Annotated in this window: 14 protein-coding genes; 8 read left to right on the top strand and 6 right to left on the bottom strand. The window is 69.1% G+C overall.

From position 1 onward, the window contains the following. The first annotated feature begins 117 nt into the window (after positions 1–117). The 5 genes from ACZ5PO_RS27855 to ACZ5PO_RS27835 are packed head-to-tail and all read left to right on the top strand — an operon-like array spanning position 118 to position 9204. The gene (locus ACZ5PO_RS27855) at positions 118–3978 is read left to right on the top strand and encodes a beta-ketoacyl synthase N-terminal-like domain-containing protein (RefSeq protein ID WP_464185391.1); all 3861 of its coding nucleotides are present in this window, start codon (positions 118–120) and stop codon (positions 3976–3978) included. Then, positions 3966–7463 (top strand): C45 family autoproteolytic acyltransferase/hydolase, encoded by a 3498-nt coding sequence (locus ACZ5PO_RS27850; protein ID WP_464197062.1) that lies wholly within the window; start codon positions 3966–3968, stop codon positions 7461–7463. Before ACZ5PO_RS27855 ends, ACZ5PO_RS27850 begins: the two co-directional genes overlap by 13 nt. Positions 7464–7472: 9 nt before the next feature. Then, complete coding sequence (locus ACZ5PO_RS27845) at positions 7473–8069, top strand: 4'-phosphopantetheinyl transferase family protein (RefSeq protein ID WP_464185390.1); 597 nt, start codon at positions 7473–7475, stop codon at positions 8067–8069. Positions 8070–8095: 26 nt separating this feature from the next. Further along, on the top strand, positions 8096–8860 hold the full coding sequence (locus ACZ5PO_RS27840) for an SDR family oxidoreductase (protein ID WP_464185389.1): 765 nt from the start codon (positions 8096–8098) through the stop codon (positions 8858–8860). A gap of 26 nt (positions 8861–8886) precedes the next feature. Then, positions 8887–9204, top strand: coding sequence for a polyhydroxyalkanoic acid system family protein (locus ACZ5PO_RS27835; RefSeq protein ID WP_464185388.1), 318 nt, complete (start codon positions 8887–8889; stop codon positions 9202–9204). 15 nt (positions 9205–9219) lie between these two features. Here the strand turns inward: ACZ5PO_RS27835 and ACZ5PO_RS27830 are convergent, their stop codons facing one another. The 4 genes from ACZ5PO_RS27830 to ACZ5PO_RS27815 form a co-directional block, all read right to left on the bottom strand. Further along, complete coding sequence (locus ACZ5PO_RS27830; RefSeq protein WP_464185386.1) at positions 9220–10107, bottom strand: SDR family NAD(P)-dependent oxidoreductase; 888 nt, start codon at positions 10105–10107, stop codon at positions 9220–9222. Next, a complete protein-coding gene (locus tag ACZ5PO_RS27825; protein WP_464185385.1) occupies positions 10104–11387 on the bottom strand; it encodes a glycosyltransferase in 1284 nt (427 codons plus the stop codon). Before ACZ5PO_RS27825 ends, ACZ5PO_RS27830 begins: the two co-directional genes overlap by 4 nt. A 9-nt stretch (positions 11388–11396) precedes the next feature. Continuing rightward, positions 11397–13445, bottom strand: coding sequence for a 3-oxoacyl-[acyl-carrier-protein] synthase III C-terminal domain-containing protein (locus tag ACZ5PO_RS27820; protein WP_464185383.1), 2049 nt, complete (start codon positions 13443–13445; stop codon positions 11397–11399). Between the two features lie 131 nt (positions 13446–13576). Further along, complete coding sequence (locus ACZ5PO_RS27815) at positions 13577–13756, bottom strand: hypothetical protein (RefSeq protein WP_464185381.1); 180 nt, start codon at positions 13754–13756, stop codon at positions 13577–13579. Between the two features lie 106 nt (positions 13757–13862). Between ACZ5PO_RS27815 and ACZ5PO_RS27810 the strand changes: the two genes are divergently transcribed. The 3 genes from ACZ5PO_RS27810 (at position 13863) to ACZ5PO_RS27800 (ending at position 16337) form a co-directional block, all read left to right on the top strand. Further along, positions 13863–14132, top strand: a complete 270-nt coding sequence (locus ACZ5PO_RS27810; protein ID WP_464185378.1) for a hypothetical protein — start codon at positions 13863–13865, stop codon at positions 14130–14132. Positions 14133–14293: 161 nt separating this feature from the next. Continuing rightward, positions 14294–14983: a winged helix-turn-helix domain-containing protein gene (locus ACZ5PO_RS27805; RefSeq protein WP_464197060.1), complete on the top strand. Its 690-nt coding sequence runs from the start codon at positions 14294–14296 to the stop codon at positions 14981–14983. A 31-nt stretch (positions 14984–15014) separates the two neighbouring features. After that, positions 15015–16337: a sensor histidine kinase gene (locus ACZ5PO_RS27800; RefSeq protein WP_464185375.1), complete on the top strand. Its 1323-nt coding sequence runs from the start codon at positions 15015–15017 to the stop codon at positions 16335–16337. A gap of 72 nt (positions 16338–16409) precedes the next feature. Here the strand turns inward: ACZ5PO_RS27800 and radC are convergent, their stop codons facing one another. Continuing rightward, a complete protein-coding gene (radC, locus tag ACZ5PO_RS27795; RefSeq protein WP_464185374.1) occupies positions 16410–17114 on the bottom strand; it encodes a RadC family protein in 705 nt (234 codons plus the stop codon). Then, on the bottom strand, positions 17111–17941 hold the full coding sequence (map, locus tag ACZ5PO_RS27790; protein ID WP_464185373.1) for a type I methionyl aminopeptidase: 831 nt from the start codon (positions 17939–17941) through the stop codon (positions 17111–17113). The genes radC and map overlap by 4 nt, the downstream gene beginning before the upstream one ends. Positions 17942–18158: the final 217 nt, after the last annotated feature.

Below are 18158 nucleotides of genomic sequence, written 5' to 3'. Positions count from 1 at the left end.
GAGTGTCGCCCCCGCCCTGGCGGAGCGCCTGCGCGCAGGCCTCCCAAGCCGCTCGGCGGCCTTCAATCCGAACCTGACCGCCCAGGCCGCCCCCAGCTCATCGCCAAGGCGTTCGGCTTGCGCGGGCCGGCCCTGGCGCTCGACGCGGCGTGTGCGTCGGGCCTCTATACGGTCGCGGCAGCGGTCGCGGCGCTGCGCGCCGGCCGGATCGAGATGGCGCTGGCGGGCGCTGCATCGTTCAACAGCTGGATGAGCCTGGTGCTGTTTTCCCAGGCCCAGGCCCTAACGGCCAACGGATCATTTCCGTTCGATGAGCGCGCCGACGGCTTCGTCAGCTCCGACGGATACGGCGCGTTGGTGCTGAAGCCCGCCGACCGGGCGCGGGCCGACGGCGATCAGATCCTGGCCGTCATCCGGGGCATCGGCCTGGCCACCGACGGGCATGGACGCAGCCTGTGGGCGCCGCGGCAGGAGGGCCAGATCGCCGCCATGCAGCGGGCCTACGCGGACCCGGGGCTGATGGAGCGCGTGCAGTACATCGAGGCGCACGGCACCTCGACGCAGCTGGGAGACGCCACGGAGATCGCGTCCGTGACCCAGGTGTTCGGCGACCGGGACGCCGACCGCCGCATACCGCTCGCCAGCGTGAAGGGGAACATCGGGCACACGTGCGAGACGGCCGGCATCGCCGGCCTGATCAAGACCGTGCTGGCCCTGCGTCACGGCATCATCCCGCCCGCGGTGAATTTCGCTCAGCCCAGCCGGCAGATCGACTGGGACAAGGCGCCCATCCGCATTCCCACCGCGGCGGAGACGTGGGCCGGCGGCGGAGACGAGCCGCGCCTGGCGGCCGTCAACTCGTTCGGGATCGGCGGGCTCAACGCGCACGTCGTCATCGAGGAGCCGACCGAGGGCGCCTCGCCGCGCCCGTCATCGCGCCCGCGCCCGACCGCGCCGGCCGACACATCGGGCAAGCTCGCCATCATCGGCATGGGCGCCGTCTTTCCCGGCGCCTTCACCGTGGACGCGTTCGCACGGGCGATCCGGGACGGCGAGGCGCAGACAGCGGCCATTCCCCGGGAACGGTGGGACCTCAACCGCTACCTCGGAACAGGCCCCTTCCGCAGTCCGACGGCCGTCGCAGGAGCGCTCCAGGGGTATGCCTACGACTGGCGGAGGCACAAGGTGCCGCCACGGCAGATCGAGACCGGCGACCCTCTGCGCTTCATGCTGCTCGATGCGGCCGACCAGGCCTTGGTGGCGGCCGGCCTCAGGAGCCCGACCTTCGATCGCACCCGCACGGCGGTCATCGTCGGGACGATGCTGGCCAGCGATTTCTACAGCGACCTGAGCTTTGCGCTGCGCCTGCCCGAATTCGAACGCGAGCTGCGCAAGCTCATGGCGGAGATGGGCTGCGACGACAGCGACATCGAGGACGTCGTCGCCGAGTTCCACGCCGCTTTCGTCGCCCGGAACCAGACGCTACGCGACGAGAGCGGTGGCTTCAGCAGCAGCACGCTCGCCTCCGCCATCGCCAAGACGTTCGACCTGATGGGAGGCGCGGTCACGGTGGACGGGGCCGAGGCGTCCTCGCTGGCTGCCCTCACGGTGGCGCGCGACCTGCTGGCCGACGGGGCGTGCGACGCCGTCCTGTGTGCCGGTGCCCAGCGCTACCTGGGCATCGACAGTCACGAGTGGTACGGCCTGCGGGGAGTGCTGGCCCACGAAAAGGCGTCGACGGAGGGGCTGCACCTGGGCGAAGGCGTGGGCGCCGTCGTCCTCAAGCGTCTCGACGACGCACGCCGGGCCGGGGACCCGATTCTCGCCGTCATCGACGATATCGCTTGCGGAGCATCGCCGGCGGGCCCGGCCGAGGCCATCCGCGACGCCGTCGGCCGATCGCTCGCGGGCCGATCCGACGGCGATCCCCCTGTGCGGCTGCAGCCCGTCGCGGCCGGTGCGGCGACGCTCGACGCAGCGGAGCGCAGCGCCTTCGAAGGCTCCCGGTCCGCGGTAACCGCGATAGAGGACGCCGCGCAGCCGCTGCCCCCGGCTCGCCAGTTCGGCTTTGCCCTCGGCGCATCCGGCATGGCCTCTTTGATCACCGGCGCGCTGGAGCTGAAGACCACCAGCTCGACCGGCGTGCTGTCCTACGCCTTCGACGGGCCAGCCTACCACGCCGTCCTGAGCCACCCGCAGCCGACCAGACCAGCGGCGCAGGACGCCCCGGCCAGCGCCTTCCGCATCTACCGCCTGTCCGGCGGCAGTCCGGCGGAACTGGCGGAGCAGGCGCTGGCGCTGGGACAGTCGGGCCAAGCCGAAGCGAGGCTGCGTGACAGCTCGTACGGTGGTGAGCACGCATGGCGGTTGGCCATCGTGGCCGACAGCGGCCTCGCCTTGACCGAAAAGCTCCTGCTGGCGGCGCGGGCGCTGGATCAGCATGGAGCCGGCGGCGTCATCGAGGAGCAGGGCATCTATGTCGGCCGGGCCGGCGGGCGGCCGCGCGTCGCCTTCGCGTTCGCCGGGCAAGGCTCGCAGTATCACGGCATGCTGTCCGCATTGGTGGCGGAAAGCCCGGCCGCCGCCAAGCGCATGGACGAGTTCGACGCGGTCCTCGTGCAGCTCGGCCATCCACCCCTGCGCCAGGTCTTCGACTTGTCGGACGATGTGCTCGCCTCCGATGTCTGGGCGACGCAGATGTCGCTGCTGGGCGCCGAAGTGATCCTGCACGCCGCGATCACCGACGTGGGCATTCGGGCCGACGTTGTCTGCGGCCACAGCTTCGGCGAATACGCGGCGTTGACCGCCGCCGGCGCCTGGACGCTCGAGCAGGCCATACGGATCACGGACGCACGCGCGCGATTCATCCTGGCCGATCCAGGGCAAGGCGGCGTCTTCCTGGCGACCAATGCCGAGCCTCGCCATATCGAGCCGCTGCTTCCGCAGCTCTCCGGCTTCGCCTGCGTCGCGATCCGCAACACGCCCGACCGCACCGTCGTCGGCGGCGAGGCGGCAGCGATCGCGGAGCTTCGCCAACAGCTCGAGACAGCCGGGTTCTCCAGCAGCATGCTGCCGGTGCCGCGCGCCTTCCACACGCCCCTCATGGCTGCCGTCAGCGAGCCGATGCGGGCGTTCCTGCAGGCGGAGCCCATACATCCGCCGGCCATTCCGCTGGTGAGCAGCGTCACCGCGAGATTCGTCGCCGATCCGGAGGACATCCGCGACAACCTGGTGCGCCAGCTGACGCAGCCCATGGTGTATTTCGACCTCGTCGAACGGCTGGTCGCGGACCGGGTCACCGCCGTCGTCGAGATCGGCCCGCGCCAGGTGCTCACCGGGCTGCATCGGCGGCTGCTGCCGGCCGACGGCAGCACGCTCGCGATCGCCACCGACAACGTCAAGCGGCCCGGGCTGCAGCAGCTCCTGCGCGTGCGCGCCCGGCTCGAGTGCGCCGGGCTCGATGCGCCCGAGCGCGCGGTCCGCGAGGGGCGACCCGCGTCGGCGGAGAGCTCGCCGGAGGCGACCGCTGCGGTCACACGCCACCCGATCCGGCGCTTCGACGCGACCGAGCGCCGCCGCCGCAGAAGCACCGAGGACGCCAGGGCGCCGGAGGCGCCCCGCGCCGCCGAGGACGAGGGAGCCGATCCCTGGCGTGACTTCCTCGTCACCTTCATCTGCGACAACACGGGCTATCCCCGCGACCTCGTCGACATCGACGCCGACCTGGAAGCCGATCTCGGCATCGACAGCCTGAAGAAGGCGCAGCTGTTCGGCGAGCTGCAGGAGCAGTTCGGCCTGGCCCTGCCAACCGGCGGCAAGCTCTCGCTCAACGACTACCCCACGCTGCGGCACGTTCTGACGCTGCTGCGTGAGAGCCAGCCGGAACCGGGGCCAAGGCAGACGGCCGTCGCGGCAGCCCCCCCTCCCCTCGCCCCGCGGCCGTCCCTGCCCCGCCCGGCCCCGATCTGCCGATCCTGATCGTAGCGGGATCGCCGCGCGACATCGGGCGCTCGCACGGACGGCAGCATGCCGATCTCCTGACGCCGCTGCTCGACAACGTGGGCGTGCTGTCCGCTCGCGATCTCCCGTCGAATACCGACCCCGAGGCCTATTTCACGGCGGACGGCATCGAGGAACTGGCCGGCATGGCGGAGGCCCTGAATCGCCCCGTCGACGATCTCATCGCGCTCAACCTCGCCATCGTCCGCTACAACGTCCGCGCCGCGGGCGCCGAGCGGCTGGAGCCGGTGGCCTGTGCGCAGCTGGCCATCGCGGCCAGCCGCAACGGCGGCGCCCCCCTGCTGCATGCGGCCAACGAAGACTGGCCGATGGCGATGCAGTTCAACAACAGCCTGACCCGGATCGTTCAGGTGCGCCGCCAGACCGGCACGGTGCCGCATCTGCTCTTCGGCATTCCCGGCCAGCTCGGCGGCGTCAACGGCCTCAACGCCGAGGGCCTCGCCATCACCAGCGCGAGCTTGCTCAACGGCACCGCCGACGGAGCCATCGACGCGCCCGGCATTTTCCATCCGCAGCTGGTGATGAGAATGCTCGCGCAGGCCACCGATCCGCGCGAGGCCGTCGACATCCTCAGAACGCACGACCGCATGGGGGCCTGGAGCGTCTGCATCAGTCACGGGCGATCCGACACCATCCTGCACGTCGAATACAACGAGCAGGCGATCGAAGTCGTCGAGCAGAACCTGGTCCGCACCACCAACCACGCCAGCCTGCTCGAGGCCAACGGCAACGCGCCGGAGCATTCGCGCCTCCGCTTCGCCCGGCTCGTGGAGCTGCTCGGCGGGGACGAGCCGATCGCCTGGTCGATGGAGCAGATCCGCAAAGCCTTGCGCGACACCTACGACCTGGGGCGCGAACGTTACGTGCGCCATCCGACGCTGAATACCATCAAGCGCCAGGACAATCAGACCAGCATCGTCATCGAGCCGGGCCGCTTGCAGGTGTGGGCGACGCCAGGCCCGCGCACGAGCGATCCGGACGCCTTCATCCAGATCGACGCCGCCAAGCTGCTTCGGGACGACGCGACGCCCACCGCACCGCCGGACGGGCGGACGATGGCCAGGTGGGTGTTACGGCCGCGCCCTGCTCCTCTCGCCGACGCCGCTGGGCGTCAACCCTCGTGGCATGGCGCGGTGCTGGTTCACGGCCGCGGCGCCATGGCGGACGCCCTGAGACGGCGGATTGCGGAGGCCGGCGGCCATGTGGTCGAGCTGGCGGACGACCTTCCCGATGCATCGCTCGGCGATGCGCTCGCGGCGCTCCATGCCACGACGCCCATCGCCCACATGTTTCTCGTGGCCACGGGCGAGCCCGGCGCGGACGGAGGCGATTGGGCGTCCGCGCGCCGCAGGGCCACACTGCGCCCCTATCTGCTCTGCCAGCGCTGGTTCGGCCTCGTGCAGGCCGCCGGGCAGGAGGCGCAGACCACGCTGCTCGCACTGACCACGCTCGGCGGCGATTTCGGCCTGGCGGGCAGCTCTGCGCACGTGGTGGGCGGCGCCATGGCCGGGCTGCTGAAGAGCGTCCGCCGCGAGGCGCCCGCCATGCGCGTCAAGCTGGTGGACCTCGCCGTCGACGAAAGCCCCGATACCGGCGCACGTCTGGCGCTGGACGAGCTCGCTGCGGCGACGGCTCAGCTCGAGGTCGGCTATCTGCGCGGGCAGCGGCGGATCATGAAGGCGGTGCCACGCCGTGCGCCGGTCGCCGCCGGCGTCGACATCGAGCCCGGCGGCGTCTGGGTGGTGTCCGGCGGCGCCCGCGGCATCACGTCCCTGGTGGCGAAGGAGCTCGGGCTCCGCTACGGCCTCAAGCTTCACCTGCTCGGCCGCACCAGCCTGGACGCTGCGCGGGCTGCCTCCCCGGCCGACGAAGGGGTCGGCGGGAAGCGGTCGGATCGCGCGGCGGAGGTGCGAGGGTTCCTCGACGAGCTCGCCTCCCTCGGCGTGAGCGCCACCTATCACTGCTGTGACGTCGCCGATCGCTCCGCCTGTGCCGAGGCACTGCGCCGGGTGCGTGAGCAGTCCGGGCCGATCGACGGCGTCATCCATGGCGCGGGCATCGAACAGGCGGCGAGCTTCGGCAGAAAGAGGCTCGAGAGCGTGGAGGCCACGCTGGCGGCAAAGAACGACGGCGCGGCGAACCTGATGGCGCTGACCGAGCCGGACCCTCTGCGCTGGTTCATCGCTTTCGGCAGTATCAGCGGCCGCTTCGGCGGCCTGGGCCAGACCGACTACGGCATGGCCAGCGACATGCTGGCCAAGCAGGTTCTTCGCTATCGCGCGGAGCGTCCGGCGTGCCGCAGCGTGGTGATCGATTGGCCGGCCTGGGATGAGACCGGCATGTCGGTGCGTCCCGAGACCCGCGTCGCGCTGAACGCCGTGGGCTTCGCCTTCATGAGCAGCAGCGAGGGCGTCGATCACCTCGTCGACGAGATCCGGTCCGGCGCCGCCGACGGCGAAGTGATGATCCTCGACGAGGCGCGAGGCATCGATCTCGACGGCAGCATGTGGGATGCGGTGCAACGCGGCGCCGCAGCGGCGATGGCGGCGGACGTGACCGCGTCACCGCTGGTCGAGGGCCTCGGCGACGTCGACGTGGCACGTCGGGCGCTGGTGGCCGAGGTGCGCTTCGACCCGGCGTCGGATCCTTTCCTGACCGACCACCGGTTCGAGGGCGAGCCGCTGATGCCGGCCGTGGTCGGCATGGAGGCGCTGGCGGAGGCCGCGCGCCTCCAGCTCGCGTCGACGGCGCCGGTCGAGCTGAGCGACGTCGAGATCCTGGCGCCGCTGCGGCCGCACGCGTCCGCGGCGGTTGCCGCTCGTGTGGCTCCGTCCGGCGATCCCGGATCGCTGTCCTGCGAGCTCGAGGGAGAGTTCCGGAATCGGCGCGGCAAGCTGATGCAGTGCGATCGCGTGTTCATGCGCGCGCGTTGCGCGACGTTGTCGACGGCGCCGGACATGGATGACATCTGGCGCCACGAGCCGCCCGACGATGGCCCATGGCTCGCCTGGACCTATCCCGATGCCGAGACCGCGCTCCAGCGCCGGGTCGTCGCCCATGGCCCGGCTTTGCAAGGGCTGAGGTCGCTGTACATCGGGGAGAGCGGCGGTTGGGCGAAGATCGTCGCGCCGTCCCCAGCGGCGGTCGGCGGAGCACGAACCGGCACGTGGGCGCTCCCGGCCGCCGTCCTCGACGCATGCCTTGTCGCCTGTGCCGTGCACGCGAAAGCGCAGGCCGATCGCGACCAACTGCCGGTCGGATTCGGCAAGGTGCGCTGCTGGGCGCTGCCGGCCGCGGAGGAAACCTGCACGCTGGCTTTCCGCCTGGTGCAGATCACCCCCCACACGACGAGCTACGATTTTGCGCTCAAGGCCAGCGACGGCAGGACACTGCTGGAGGTCCGGGACCACCGGGCTGCCGTCGTTGCGGCACCGGCGACCTGAGCCGCGGCGATGGACTATTGCTATCTCAGCAGCCGCGGCGACGAGGGTGATCCGGCTCCGGCCGGAAGCAGCGACCATGCCTTGGCGCGACTCGCGTGCGTGCGGCTCATGGCGCGCCGGCTCGGCGTGCCCGCCGATGTGGCCCGCTTCCACATCGTGTCGATGGACGGGTTGGGGCGCGGCATCCGTCCGCTGCCGTTCTACCTCGGCCGCTCTCTGCCGTTCGATGTCTCGATCTCGCACGTCCCGGGGGCGGCCATCGCTACTCTCGCCATGCGTGCGGGGGACCGCGTCGGCGTCGACCTCACGCCCATCGGCGACGTCGGCCGCGGCACGCTGTTGCCCTGGCTGACCGCGGCCGAACGCCGCCTGCTGGGCGAGGAATCCGCGAACCGCCGCGGCTTGCTGGCTGCGCTGTGGGCGGGAAAGGAAGCCAGCTACAAGGCGCTGCAGCGCGGCGAGCCATTCGACCCGGCGAGGACCGAAGTCGTGCGCCTGGACGATGGCGGCTGGCAGGGGCGCTTCGCCGGCAGGCGCTGCGCCCTGCGCTTTCTGGAGCTGGATGCGCACATCCTGGGCTTTGCCGAATGGCACCGCGAGCAGTGAGGTAGAGCAGTGAGGCCTTGGCTGCCATGACCCAGTTCAGAAACAGCACGGTTCTGATCACCGGCAGCTCCCGCGGCATCGGCCGGGCCTGCGCCCTTCGCTTCGCCGAAGCCGGCGCGAACGTGATCATCAACTACGTGGTCTCGCAGGCGGCCGCCGAAGAGGTCGCCGAAGCGGTTCAGGCGCTCGGGCGCCGGGCCGCCATCGTCAAGGCCGACATCTCGTTCCAAGACGACATCGTGTCGATGATGGATTTCGTGCGCGACGAGTTCGGCCAGCTCGACGTGCTGGTGAGCAACGCGGCCTCCGGCGGCTTCCGGCCGCTGGTCGCGACCAGTGCCTCCAATTTCGAGGCGGCCATGAACCTGAACGTCCGCGCCCTGCTGTTCCTCGTGCAGGCGGCCCTGCCGCTGATGGAACGCCCGGATCGTCGCGCCAAGGTCGTCTCGCTGTCGAGTCATGGCTCGATCCGCGCGCTGCCCATGTACGGCATGATCGGCAGCACCAAGGCGGCCCTGGAATCGCTCGTCCGCCACTTCGCGCTCGAGCTGGGCGGTCGCGGCATCAACCTGAACATCGTCCTGGCCGGCCTGCTCGACACCGATTCCTCGCGTGCCATCCCAGGGTTCGATGAGCTCATGGGGGTATGGCGCAGCCGCACCCTGGTGGGCGACCGCGCCCTGGCGCCGCGGGACGTGGCCGACGCCGTGCTGTTCCTCGCGAGCCGCGAGGCGGACCTCATCCAGGGGCAAACGGTGATCGTCGACGGGGGAGCGTCGATCCTCGCCTGACCCCCCACCCTGCGGAGGAAGCTCAGATGGCCATTCTCCTCGACGTCCGCGTGCCGCACACGCTGGGCGGCGCCGCCGCCAAGACCCTGATCGACACCCGCATGTCCGACATCGAGAAGGCCTTGCCGCCGTTCGTCCGCGACGCCCACGGCGAGTGGCACCAGGACGTGTTCGCCTTCGGCATGACGGCATTCCGGCAGCAGATTACCGGCACGATCTCGATCCTGGAGAACGCCATCAGGGTCGAAGCCACGCTGCCGGCGCTCGCCACGCCGTTTCAACGAACCATCACCGACGCCGTCCGCTCCAACCTGGAATCGCTGATCTCACCCAGGAGGCGCTGAGCCTGACAGCGCCAGCTATTCGGCCGCCGGCGGCCGCGGCTCTGCCTGCCCCTCCTGCACGCGGGCGTGGTGCTTGGGCAGCACCCGCCGCATGTAGAGAGCGGACACATAGTCGACCAGCAGCGGCGCATTGATCTCGGCCCAGGCGAACAGCCGGTAATAGGCCGGATAGATGAACTCCCTGCGGCTGCGCCCGATGGCCCGCACGATCACCTTGGCCACCTGCTCGGGCCTGCCCATGGGCACCCCGAGCCCCGCGAGGATGCGCTGAACCTCCTTGGTGAGCTCGGTATCGATGAAGCCCGGGGAGATGATCGACACGCGAATCCCGGCGTCGGCGACCTCCCGCCGGAGCGAGCCGGCGAAACCCCGCAGCCCGAACTTGGTGGCGCTGTAGAGGGCGGCCGACGGTATGGCGACGTGGCCGCCGACTGAATCGACGAAGCCGATGAAGCCGCTGCCGCGCGCGAGCATGTGGGGTAGGATCAGGCGCGTGAGGGTGATCGGCGCCATCAGGTTGGTTTCGACCATCTCGGCGACCTGCGCATCCGACAATTGCGACACCACGACCCCCGGGTGCACGACGCCGGCGTTGTTCAGCAGCACGTCGATCTGGCCGAAGCGGTCCAGGGCTTCACGGGCCAGCGCCTGCAGCGCCGCTGGGCTGCGGACATCCGTCGGCACCACGTGGCAGGTGGCGTCCGCCGCGCGCAGCTCTGCCGCCAACGCCTCCAGCGCGTCGGCCGAGCGGGCCGCCAGCACCAGCGCATAGCCTTGCTTCGCAAGGATGCGGGCCGTTTCGGCGCCGATGCCGCGCGACGCGCCGGTAATCAGCGCGACGCGCCGCGAACCACCCGCGTCAGGCCGCACCCGAGGCGCCGTCCGGCTGTTCGCATCGCTCATGAAGCCCTCATGTCTTGCAGAATCGCCGCCGTGGCAGCGACGCCGTCCTCTCGCGCCAAGCGATCTTGCAGATCCGATGCGGCACGTTCGATGCCCGGGTCCGCTGCCGCCAGATCGATCGCGCGCGCCAGCCGGTCCACCGTGAGCGAGGCGCGCGGCAGGGGATCGGTCCCGGCTCCCAGATCCCGAATGCGGCGCGCCCAAAAGAACTGGTCGCCGAAGAAGGGAACGGGCACGGACGGACGGCCGGCGCGCAGGGCCGCCGCCGTCGTCCCCGCCCCTGCATGATGCACGACCGCGGCCATCCGCGGGAACAGCCAGTCGTGCGGCGCCTCGGCGGCGGTGAAGACATCCTGCCCCTGCAGCCTGGCCCGGCCGATCGCCTCGCCCAACCCGGCCCAGCCGCCGAGCAGAACGACCCGATGCTTGCTGCGCTGCGCGGCAGCCAAAGCCAGGGCCGCGAGATCGCGGGCATGGGCGTCGGTCATACTGCCGAAGCCGATGCAAACCGGCGGCGTCCCGCTCTCGACGAAGGCGCGCAGTGGCGGCGAAATCGCGTCGTCCGGCGTCCGCGGCATGAACCAGTACCCGGTCATGTGCCGCCCCTCTGAATCGCCCGCAGGCATGGGAACGACGGCGGCGCTGAAGCCATACAGGGTGAGCGCGGGGCCGCGATGCCCGGGAAACGGCGATCGCGCCGGCAGTGGCGGCAGGTGCAGGACGCTCCGCCGCACGCGATTGATCATCGGCCGGAACAGCACCCAGGTTCCGTGCCAGAACAGCTCGTGGGACAGGCGGTTGGCGATGCCGTTGCCGCCGATCAGCGCAACGAACGGGTTTCGATGGTGCGGGTTGGTGTTGGTCGGATGCAGGAGCGCCGGCACGACGGGGATGCCGAGCTTCTCCCCGATGCTCGCGGCGACGTACATGGCGAGGTCGGAGGCGAGGATCAGCTGCGCGTCCGCCATGGCCGGCAGGCTCGCGGTCAGGAACGCTTCGATGGTTTCATCCAGCAGCTGACGCATCGCCAGGCCCAGGGCGAGCGGATTGGCGCCGGTATGAAGCAGCGGGTGCGCCGCCCCCTCCTGCAGCAGAGACAGTGGGTCGACGCCCACGGGAACGCAGACGAGGCCGTATCGTTCAGCCAGGGACGAGAAGCGGGCGTGCGTCACCAGAACGGGCTGGAACCCGGCTGCGCGCAATCCGATGGCAAGAGCGACGAAGGGCACGACGTCGCCGGTCGAGCCGGCGGCGAGAAGGACGACTTTCCCGGCTGCCATGGCCGGGGATCAAAACCGATAGGTCGCGCACGCAACCTGGATCCCGGCCGCGAATTCGATCATCAGCCCGACGGCGCCAGGCTTGGCCACCTCCCGCGCCTTGCAAAGCGCTGCCGGCAGCGACGACGTGTAGAGGTTGCCGCGCTCCGACGTGTTGTCCAGCACCGGCGCGATCGACCCCAGCCGGTGCTCGAGGCGCTGGAGAAACGCGCCTGAAATCTGCGGCGCCAGCACGACATCGGGGGTCGTACCCGTCGCGCCCAGGTAGGCCTCGGCGGCGTCGGCCAGGCAGCGCAGCGCTTGCCCCTCGTAGTCGTCCGACGTCTTGAGCATCAGACGGCCCCCTGCCTTGGTCAGATCGCAGTAGGTTTCGAAGCAATCGATCAGCTCGGGAAACGATCTGAAGACGACCTCCGAAAGACCGGGCCCCTCAGCATCCGCATGCGTCAGGATGACGGCGGACGCGGTGCGCTCCAGCCCGAGGCTCATGCCCTCGCCCGGCCGGTTGTTGTCGACCTCGGACGCCACCAGCAGCGCGTGGCGCATCTCGCCATGGGCCAGCATCTTGGCCGCGACATCGCAGGCGGTCAGGAAGCCGGCCGAACCGTTGAGGATATCGAAGCACAAGGTGCGCCTCGCGGCGGAGGTCTGGTGGTTCATACCGACGAGCCCGGCGATGAGCGCCGCCAAGGCCGGTTCGGTGAGGTACTGCGTACGGTAGACGCCGGCGTGGATCAGCAGGTCGATGTCCGCCCGATCGAGCCGCGACCGTTCCAGGCAGGTCTCCACCGCGATCGCGGCGAGATCGAGCGTCTCCATGCCGGCGGGCTGGTGTGGCTCGAGCAGCGTCACGCTGTCCAGGTCGATGCTGACGCGCGGCGCCGCAGCCTTACCCCGCGCCGCCTGGGCGGATGGCTCTCCGACGGCCGCGTCTTGTGCCGGCGCCGCACCGCCGCGCAGCCGTTCCGGCAGATCGTCGCATTTGTAGACGGCCGTTCCGATGGTCAGCCCGGAGCCGTTGACGCTGAACAGAACGTTGTCGTCGTTGTTGATCTTGCCTGCCAGCACGTCGTCGTGGAAGGCGACGAAGTGGCTGGTGGTGGCGGTGTTGCCCCGCCGGCCGACGCTCGAGACCACGTTCCAATCGGCCGAGACCGGGCGTCCATAGATGCGGTCCACGTGCGTCGCGGCCTCTTGTATCGTCCGCTCCGACGTCTGGTGCATGATCAGGTGGTCGAGCAGCTCGGGCGGCCAGCCGGCGCGCTGCTGAACGGCGACGGCGTGTTGCGTCGCTTCGGTAACGGCCGCTGACGACAGCTTGACCACGTCCGTGAGCATGATCGCGCCGCCGGCGGGCTTGTCGCTCGCCTGCGCGATGCACGCACGACTGTACTCCCCGAGCGTATAGAGCTCGATCTCATGGAAGCCGGCAACGCGGTTCGGCCCCTCCTCCAGCAGCAGCGCCGCACCCGCGTCGCCGAGCGTCAGACAGGCGAGCCGCTCGTCCATGAAGCCGCTGATCTCGCGCTGGGCCGTGGTCGTCAGATGCGTGATCAATTCGCCGCTCACCACCAGCGCCAGGCGTGACGAACCTGTGCGCAGGTAGGCGTCGGCGATGGCGATGCCCGTGAACAGCCCGGCGCAGGCATTGGAAATGTCCATGGCACGGGCGGACGTCAGCCCGAAGCGCTGGGCGAGCCGGACGGCGGTCCCCGGCTCGCACTGGAACTGGTCCTGGCCGTCCCAGCGCGAGATGTTGCAGCAGATGAGGAGGTCGATCGACGCCGGGTCGCGGTGGGAGAGCGCGAGGCAGCGGCTGACCGCCTCGGCGGCCAGGTCGATCGCGTACTCGCCGTCGCCGGCCACATGGCGCGTCCTGATGCCGGTGGTCTGCTGCAGCGGAAACCGGATCGGCCTGCGGCAGCCCTTCAGGATGTCCTCGGTATCGACGGTGCGTTGCGGCAGATAGACGCCGAGGCTCTCGATGACGGTGTTGTTGCCGCTCGATCGGGCATGGATCCGCGGCATCGAGGAGGACGCAAGAGCCTCTGAACGCATCGCCGCCCCTTCGAGTCCGCGCCCGGCGCGCGTCCGGCCGAATCGGAAATTCGGCACGCGCCCCAACCCCTTGAGTCGGGGAAGACAGGGACGCTACCGGCCGCGAAACACGGGTGCAAGCACCGGCGGCCTCACGCCTCCAGCAGGCGCAGGCGCGCATGGCGGTCGCGGCCGACGACGACGTGATCGTGGAGCGCGATCCCGAGGGAGTTGGCGATCGCCGCTGGACCAGCTTCAGGCCCGCTCAATAGGAGCTGTCGCAGGCCCAGATTTGGCGCCAGCCCCATGGCGTCGGCCGCCAAAGCCAGCACGAGTCGTAGCTTGCGCCCACGCCGTAGCCTGCGCCCACGACGAACGGCACGGCCGCGAAGGGAAGCGGTGCCTTGCGACGAAGCGGTGCCTTGGGAAGAAGCCGTGATGAACGGCAAATCGCGGCGCGAAGCCGGAGCGGACTGCGACAGGCCGAGGCCCGACGAAGCCGCCGTGGAAGCCACCCATGCCGCCGTGGAAGCCGCCCATGCCGCCGTGGAAGCCGCCCATGCCGCCGTGGAAGCCGCCCATGCCGCCGTGGAAGCCGCCCATGCCGCCGCCCATTCGGGCATCCGCCGTTGGCGACATCGCCGGCACCCCCATGAGAGCTGCGGCGGCAAGCGCGATCATGATCTTGCGCATGACGCATCCTCCTGATGATCACCAAGCTCAAGCGAGCTTCTGCGCGCCTCCGTTAGAACAGACAAATAATCAAGACTCAAATGACGAATGAGTCAGTTTGTGACAGAGAAGTCATGTTTGCGATGCGCGTCGGTGTGATAGACTCCGTCGCTTGCCTCAGCGTTGGACGGAAGCTTATGCCAGGCCGGCGCAGCATTCTCGTCGTCGAAGATGATCCGGAGACAGCCGGACAACTCGTGGATGCCCTCGCGACGAACGGCTATCAGGTGGATTTGGCTGTCAACGGTAACGATGCACTTTGCCGCGGGCGTTCCGCCGACTACGCCGTGATCACGATCGATCGCATGCTTCCCGACATGGACGGCATCGCGGTGATCCAGCGTCTCAGAAGCGAAGGGAACGACACACCTGCTCTGATCGTCAGTGCGCTCGGCGAGATAGATGACCGCGTGCGCGGTTTGCGCGCCGGCGGCGATGACTACCTCGTCAAGCCCTTCGCCTTCGCCGAGCTGGTGGCTCGTATCGAGGCGCTTGCCCGTCGCAGCGATACGGTCGTCAAAGAAACGGTCCTGCGCGTTGGTGATCTCGAGGTCGACCTCGTGTCGCGAACGGCGAGCCGCTCAGGCCGGCAGATTCAGCTGCTGCCACGGGAGTTCCAGCTTCTCGAGTACCTCGTTCGGAACCAAGGCCAGGTCGTTCCGCGGGCGATGTTGTTGCAACATGTATGGGATCTTCATTTCGATCCCACGACCAACATTATCGATGTCTACGTGGGACGTGTTCGTCGTAAGATCGACGATCAGCAAGCCTATCCCCTCATACATACTGTACGCGGCGTCGGGTATTGCCTCCGTGCTCCTTGCTAAGACCTTACGGTCGACCACGTTCAGGCTGGCGTTGATCTGGATCGGGCTTTTCGGCGCTGTGGTCGTCGCACTGTTCGGCTACGTCTATTGGTCGACGACGTCCTACGTGCGCAGCCGATCGGATCGCGCGCTCGTGACGGAGCTCGCAATCCTGCGAGCGTCCTACGCCAGCGGCGGGCGCAGCGCGCTCATGGCCGCGATCAGGCAACGCATCGCCGCCGGCGGCTTCTACGGAAGCGTCTACTTGCTCGTCGACCCCTCGTTCGCGCCGCTTGCCGGCAATTTCGAAGGGTGGCCGTCGGCTCTGAAGGGCACAAACGGATGGGGCAACTTCAGAGCAGATGAGCTGAAGACCGAAGCGACGCATCAACCGCCGCTGCGAGCGCTGTTCGCCACTCTGCCGGATGGCAGCCACCTGCTGGTCGGGAAAGACGTCGACGACCTCAATGAGTTCGTGTCAAGGATCACAACCGCCCTCGCGTTGGCCGCGTTGCTGATTTTGGCGATTGCCGGAGCGGCCAGCGTATCGGTCACGCGCCGCACGGTCGGGCGGATCGAAGCGATCAACTCGACGAGCCGCACCATTATGCAAAGTGGTCTGGGCCAGCGAATACCCCTGCGCGGCACGCGCGACGAATGGGATGAGCTGGCCGGAAATCTCAATTCGATGCTCGACCGTATCGAAGGACTGATGGCGGAGGTGAAGCAGTTCACCGACAACGTCGCGCACGATCTGCGCACGCCGCTCACCCGCATGCGCGGGAGGTTGGAAAAGGCCTACAATCACGGACAAGACGGCAACGGACCGCAAATCGCGATCGGCGACGCGATCGCAGACCTGGATGACATCCTGCGCATGTTCTCTTCGCTCACGCGCATTTCGCAAATCGAAGCAAGTGACCGAACAGCTGCGTTTCATCCCGTCGACTTGACAGAGATCGCGCGACAAGTGGTGGAGCTGTTCGATGCCGCGGCGGAAGAAAAGGGCGGGCATCTCGATTTGGTCGCAGATCAGCGCGTCCTGGTCACCGGCGATCGAGATCTCCTGTTCGACGCGGTCGCCAACCTCGTGGACAACGCCGTCAAGCACGGCCGCGAGGAGGGGAGTGTGACGGTGGAGGTCACGGAAAGCCGGCTCGGCGCCGGCATTGCGGTCGCCGATGACGGCCCGGGAATCCCCTTCGACGAGCGCCGGCACGTCTTCAAGCGCTTCTACCGACTGGAACGAAGCCGCCGTACCCCTGGCAACGGTTTAGGCCTGAGCCTTGTGGCTGCCGTTGCCCGCCTGCATGGCGCGCGCATCGAGACACTGGACAATGCACCGGGTCTCAAAGTCCAGCTTTGGTTTTCTTAAGCACGACGCGATCTGCACGGCCGGGAACCTGCGGGCGTTGAGCGCGGCCGCGAACGGCCGGCGGAGACGGACTCACGCCTCCAGCAGGCGCAGGCCCCGCAGGCTCGCGTGGCCGTCCTTGCCGACCACGATGTGATCGTGGAGCGCGATCCCGAGGGACTTCGCGATCGTCGCGATCTCCTTGGTCATGCGCACGTCGACCGAGGACGGCGTCGGGTCACCCGACGGGTGGTTGTGGACGAGGATGATGGCGCTCGCCGACAGCTCGAGCGCGCGCTTGACGACCTCGCGCGGGTAGACCGGCGTGTGGTCGACGGTGCCGCGCTGCTGCTCCTCGTCGGCGATCAGCGCATTGCGCTTGTCGAGGAAGAGCACCCGAAAATGCTCGCGCTCAGCAAAGGCCATGGCGGTGCGGCAATACTCGATCACCTGGCTCCAGGAGGAGAGCACCGGCCGCTTGCCGATGGAGCCGCGCGACAGCCGTCGCGCGGCCGCCTCGACGATTTTCAGGTCCGTCGCGATGGTGTCGCCCACCCCGTCGACCTCGCGCAGCCGCGCCGCCGGCGCCGCAAGTACCTCGGCAAAGGAGCCGAACCGCTTGATCAGCGCCTTGGCCAGGGGCTTCACGTCGCGGCGCGGCACGGAGCGGAACAGCAGCAGCTCCAGCAGCTCGTAGTCGGGCAGCGCCTCGCCGCCGGCGTCGCGAAAGCGGGCACGCAACCGATCCCGATGGCCGACATGATGCGGCGTTTCGGGCTCGGGCTGCGTCTCGCTCATGCGCCGGCGGTATGCGGCGGCTTGTCGAGCCCCTTTGGCGACAGGGTGAAGATCTCGACACCGGTATCTGTGACGCCGACCGTATGCTCGAACTGCGCCGACAGGGAGCGATCCCGCGTGACGGCGGTCCACCCGTCGGAGAGCACCTTCACGGGCGGCCGGCCGAGGTTGATCATCGGCTCGACGGTGAAGAACATGCCGGGCTTCAGCACCGGGCCTTCGCCCCGGCGGCCGAAGTGCAAAATGGCGGGCGCGTCGTGGAAGACGCGGCCAAGGCCGTGGCCGCAGAAGTCCCGCACCACCGAGCACCGCTCGGCTTCGGCGTATTCCTGAATGGCGGCGCCGATATCGCCCGTGGTCGCCCCGGGCTTGATGACGGCGAGGCCGCGCAGCAGGCATTCGTAGGTGACGTCGATGAGCCGGGCGGCGCGGCGCGGGATCTCGCCCACCGCGTACATGCGGCTCGCGTCGCCGTGCCATTCGTCGACGATGAAGGTGACGTCGACGTTGACGACGTCTCCTTCCCGGAGCGGCTTGTCGTTGGGCATGCCGTGGCAGACGACGTGATTGACCGACGTGCAGGACGAAAAGCCGTAGCCGCGGTAGTTCAGCTGCGCCGGATAGGCGCCCTGCGCCAGCCCGAAGGCCAGCACCCACTGGTCGATCTGCTCGGTCGTGGTGCCCGGCCCGATGCGTCCCACCAGCATGTCGAGGCACTCGGCCGCCACCCGGCCGGCCCGCCGCATGCCTTCGAAATCCTTCGGCTCGTGCAGCTTGATGTGTTCCGTACGCCGTCTCTCGGCGATCGTCGTCCCGCCGTCCGTCATGCCGTGACCCTGTTCCCGCGTCGCCCGCCGCCCTGGATCGGCTACGGCGGATTCCGACGCAGGTAAGCGTCGAGCCGGGCCGATGCAATCGGGCTATCTGCCCCATCCTGCCAGAAAACAGCGCCGGCTTCCATTGGCGGCCCGCCTCTTACGAGCGACGGCGCCGTCGCCGCCGGCCACGACCAGGGGCTGGACGACGTCCTCGATTTTGCGTCCG

Source organism: Chelatococcus sp. KU-N122, from assembly GCF_055391085.1.
The sequence above is the reverse complement of the archived record's forward strand: the minus strand, read 5'-3'. Positions and strand labels throughout refer to the sequence as shown.

What these genes read in the sequence shown, in the direction of transcription:
- map (WP_464185373.1), bottom strand. Translation starts at nt 17,941, where the DNA reads ATGACGGACGGCGGGACGACGATCGCCGAGAGACGGCGTACGGAACAC.
- ACZ5PO_RS27845 (WP_464185390.1), top strand. Translation starts at nt 7,473, where the DNA reads ATGGACTATTGCTATCTCAGCAGCCGCGGCGACGAGGGTGATCCGGCT.
- ACZ5PO_RS27840 (WP_464185389.1), top strand. Translation starts at nt 8,096, where the DNA reads ATGACCCAGTTCAGAAACAGCACGGTTCTGATCACCGGCAGCTCCCGC.
- ACZ5PO_RS27830 (WP_464185386.1), bottom strand. Translation starts at nt 10,107, where the DNA reads ATGAGCGATGCGAACAGCCGGACGGCGCCTCGGGTGCGGCCTGACGCG.
- ACZ5PO_RS27805 (WP_464197060.1), top strand. Translation starts at nt 14,294, where the DNA reads ATGCCAGGCCGGCGCAGCATTCTCGTCGTCGAAGATGATCCGGAGACA.
- ACZ5PO_RS27835 (WP_464185388.1), top strand. Translation starts at nt 8,887, where the DNA reads ATGGCCATTCTCCTCGACGTCCGCGTGCCGCACACGCTGGGCGGCGCC.
- ACZ5PO_RS27825 (WP_464185385.1), bottom strand. Translation starts at nt 11,387, where the DNA reads ATGGCAGCCGGGAAAGTCGTCCTTCTCGCCGCCGGCTCGACCGGCGAC.
- radC (WP_464185374.1), bottom strand. Translation starts at nt 17,114, where the DNA reads ATGAGCGAGACGCAGCCCGAGCCCGAAACGCCGCATCATGTCGGCCAT.
- ACZ5PO_RS27810 (WP_464185378.1), top strand. Translation starts at nt 13,863, where the DNA reads ATGAACGGCAAATCGCGGCGCGAAGCCGGAGCGGACTGCGACAGGCCG.
- ACZ5PO_RS27820 (WP_464185383.1), bottom strand. Translation starts at nt 13,445, where the DNA reads ATGCGTTCAGAGGCTCTTGCGTCCTCCTCGATGCCGCGGATCCATGCC.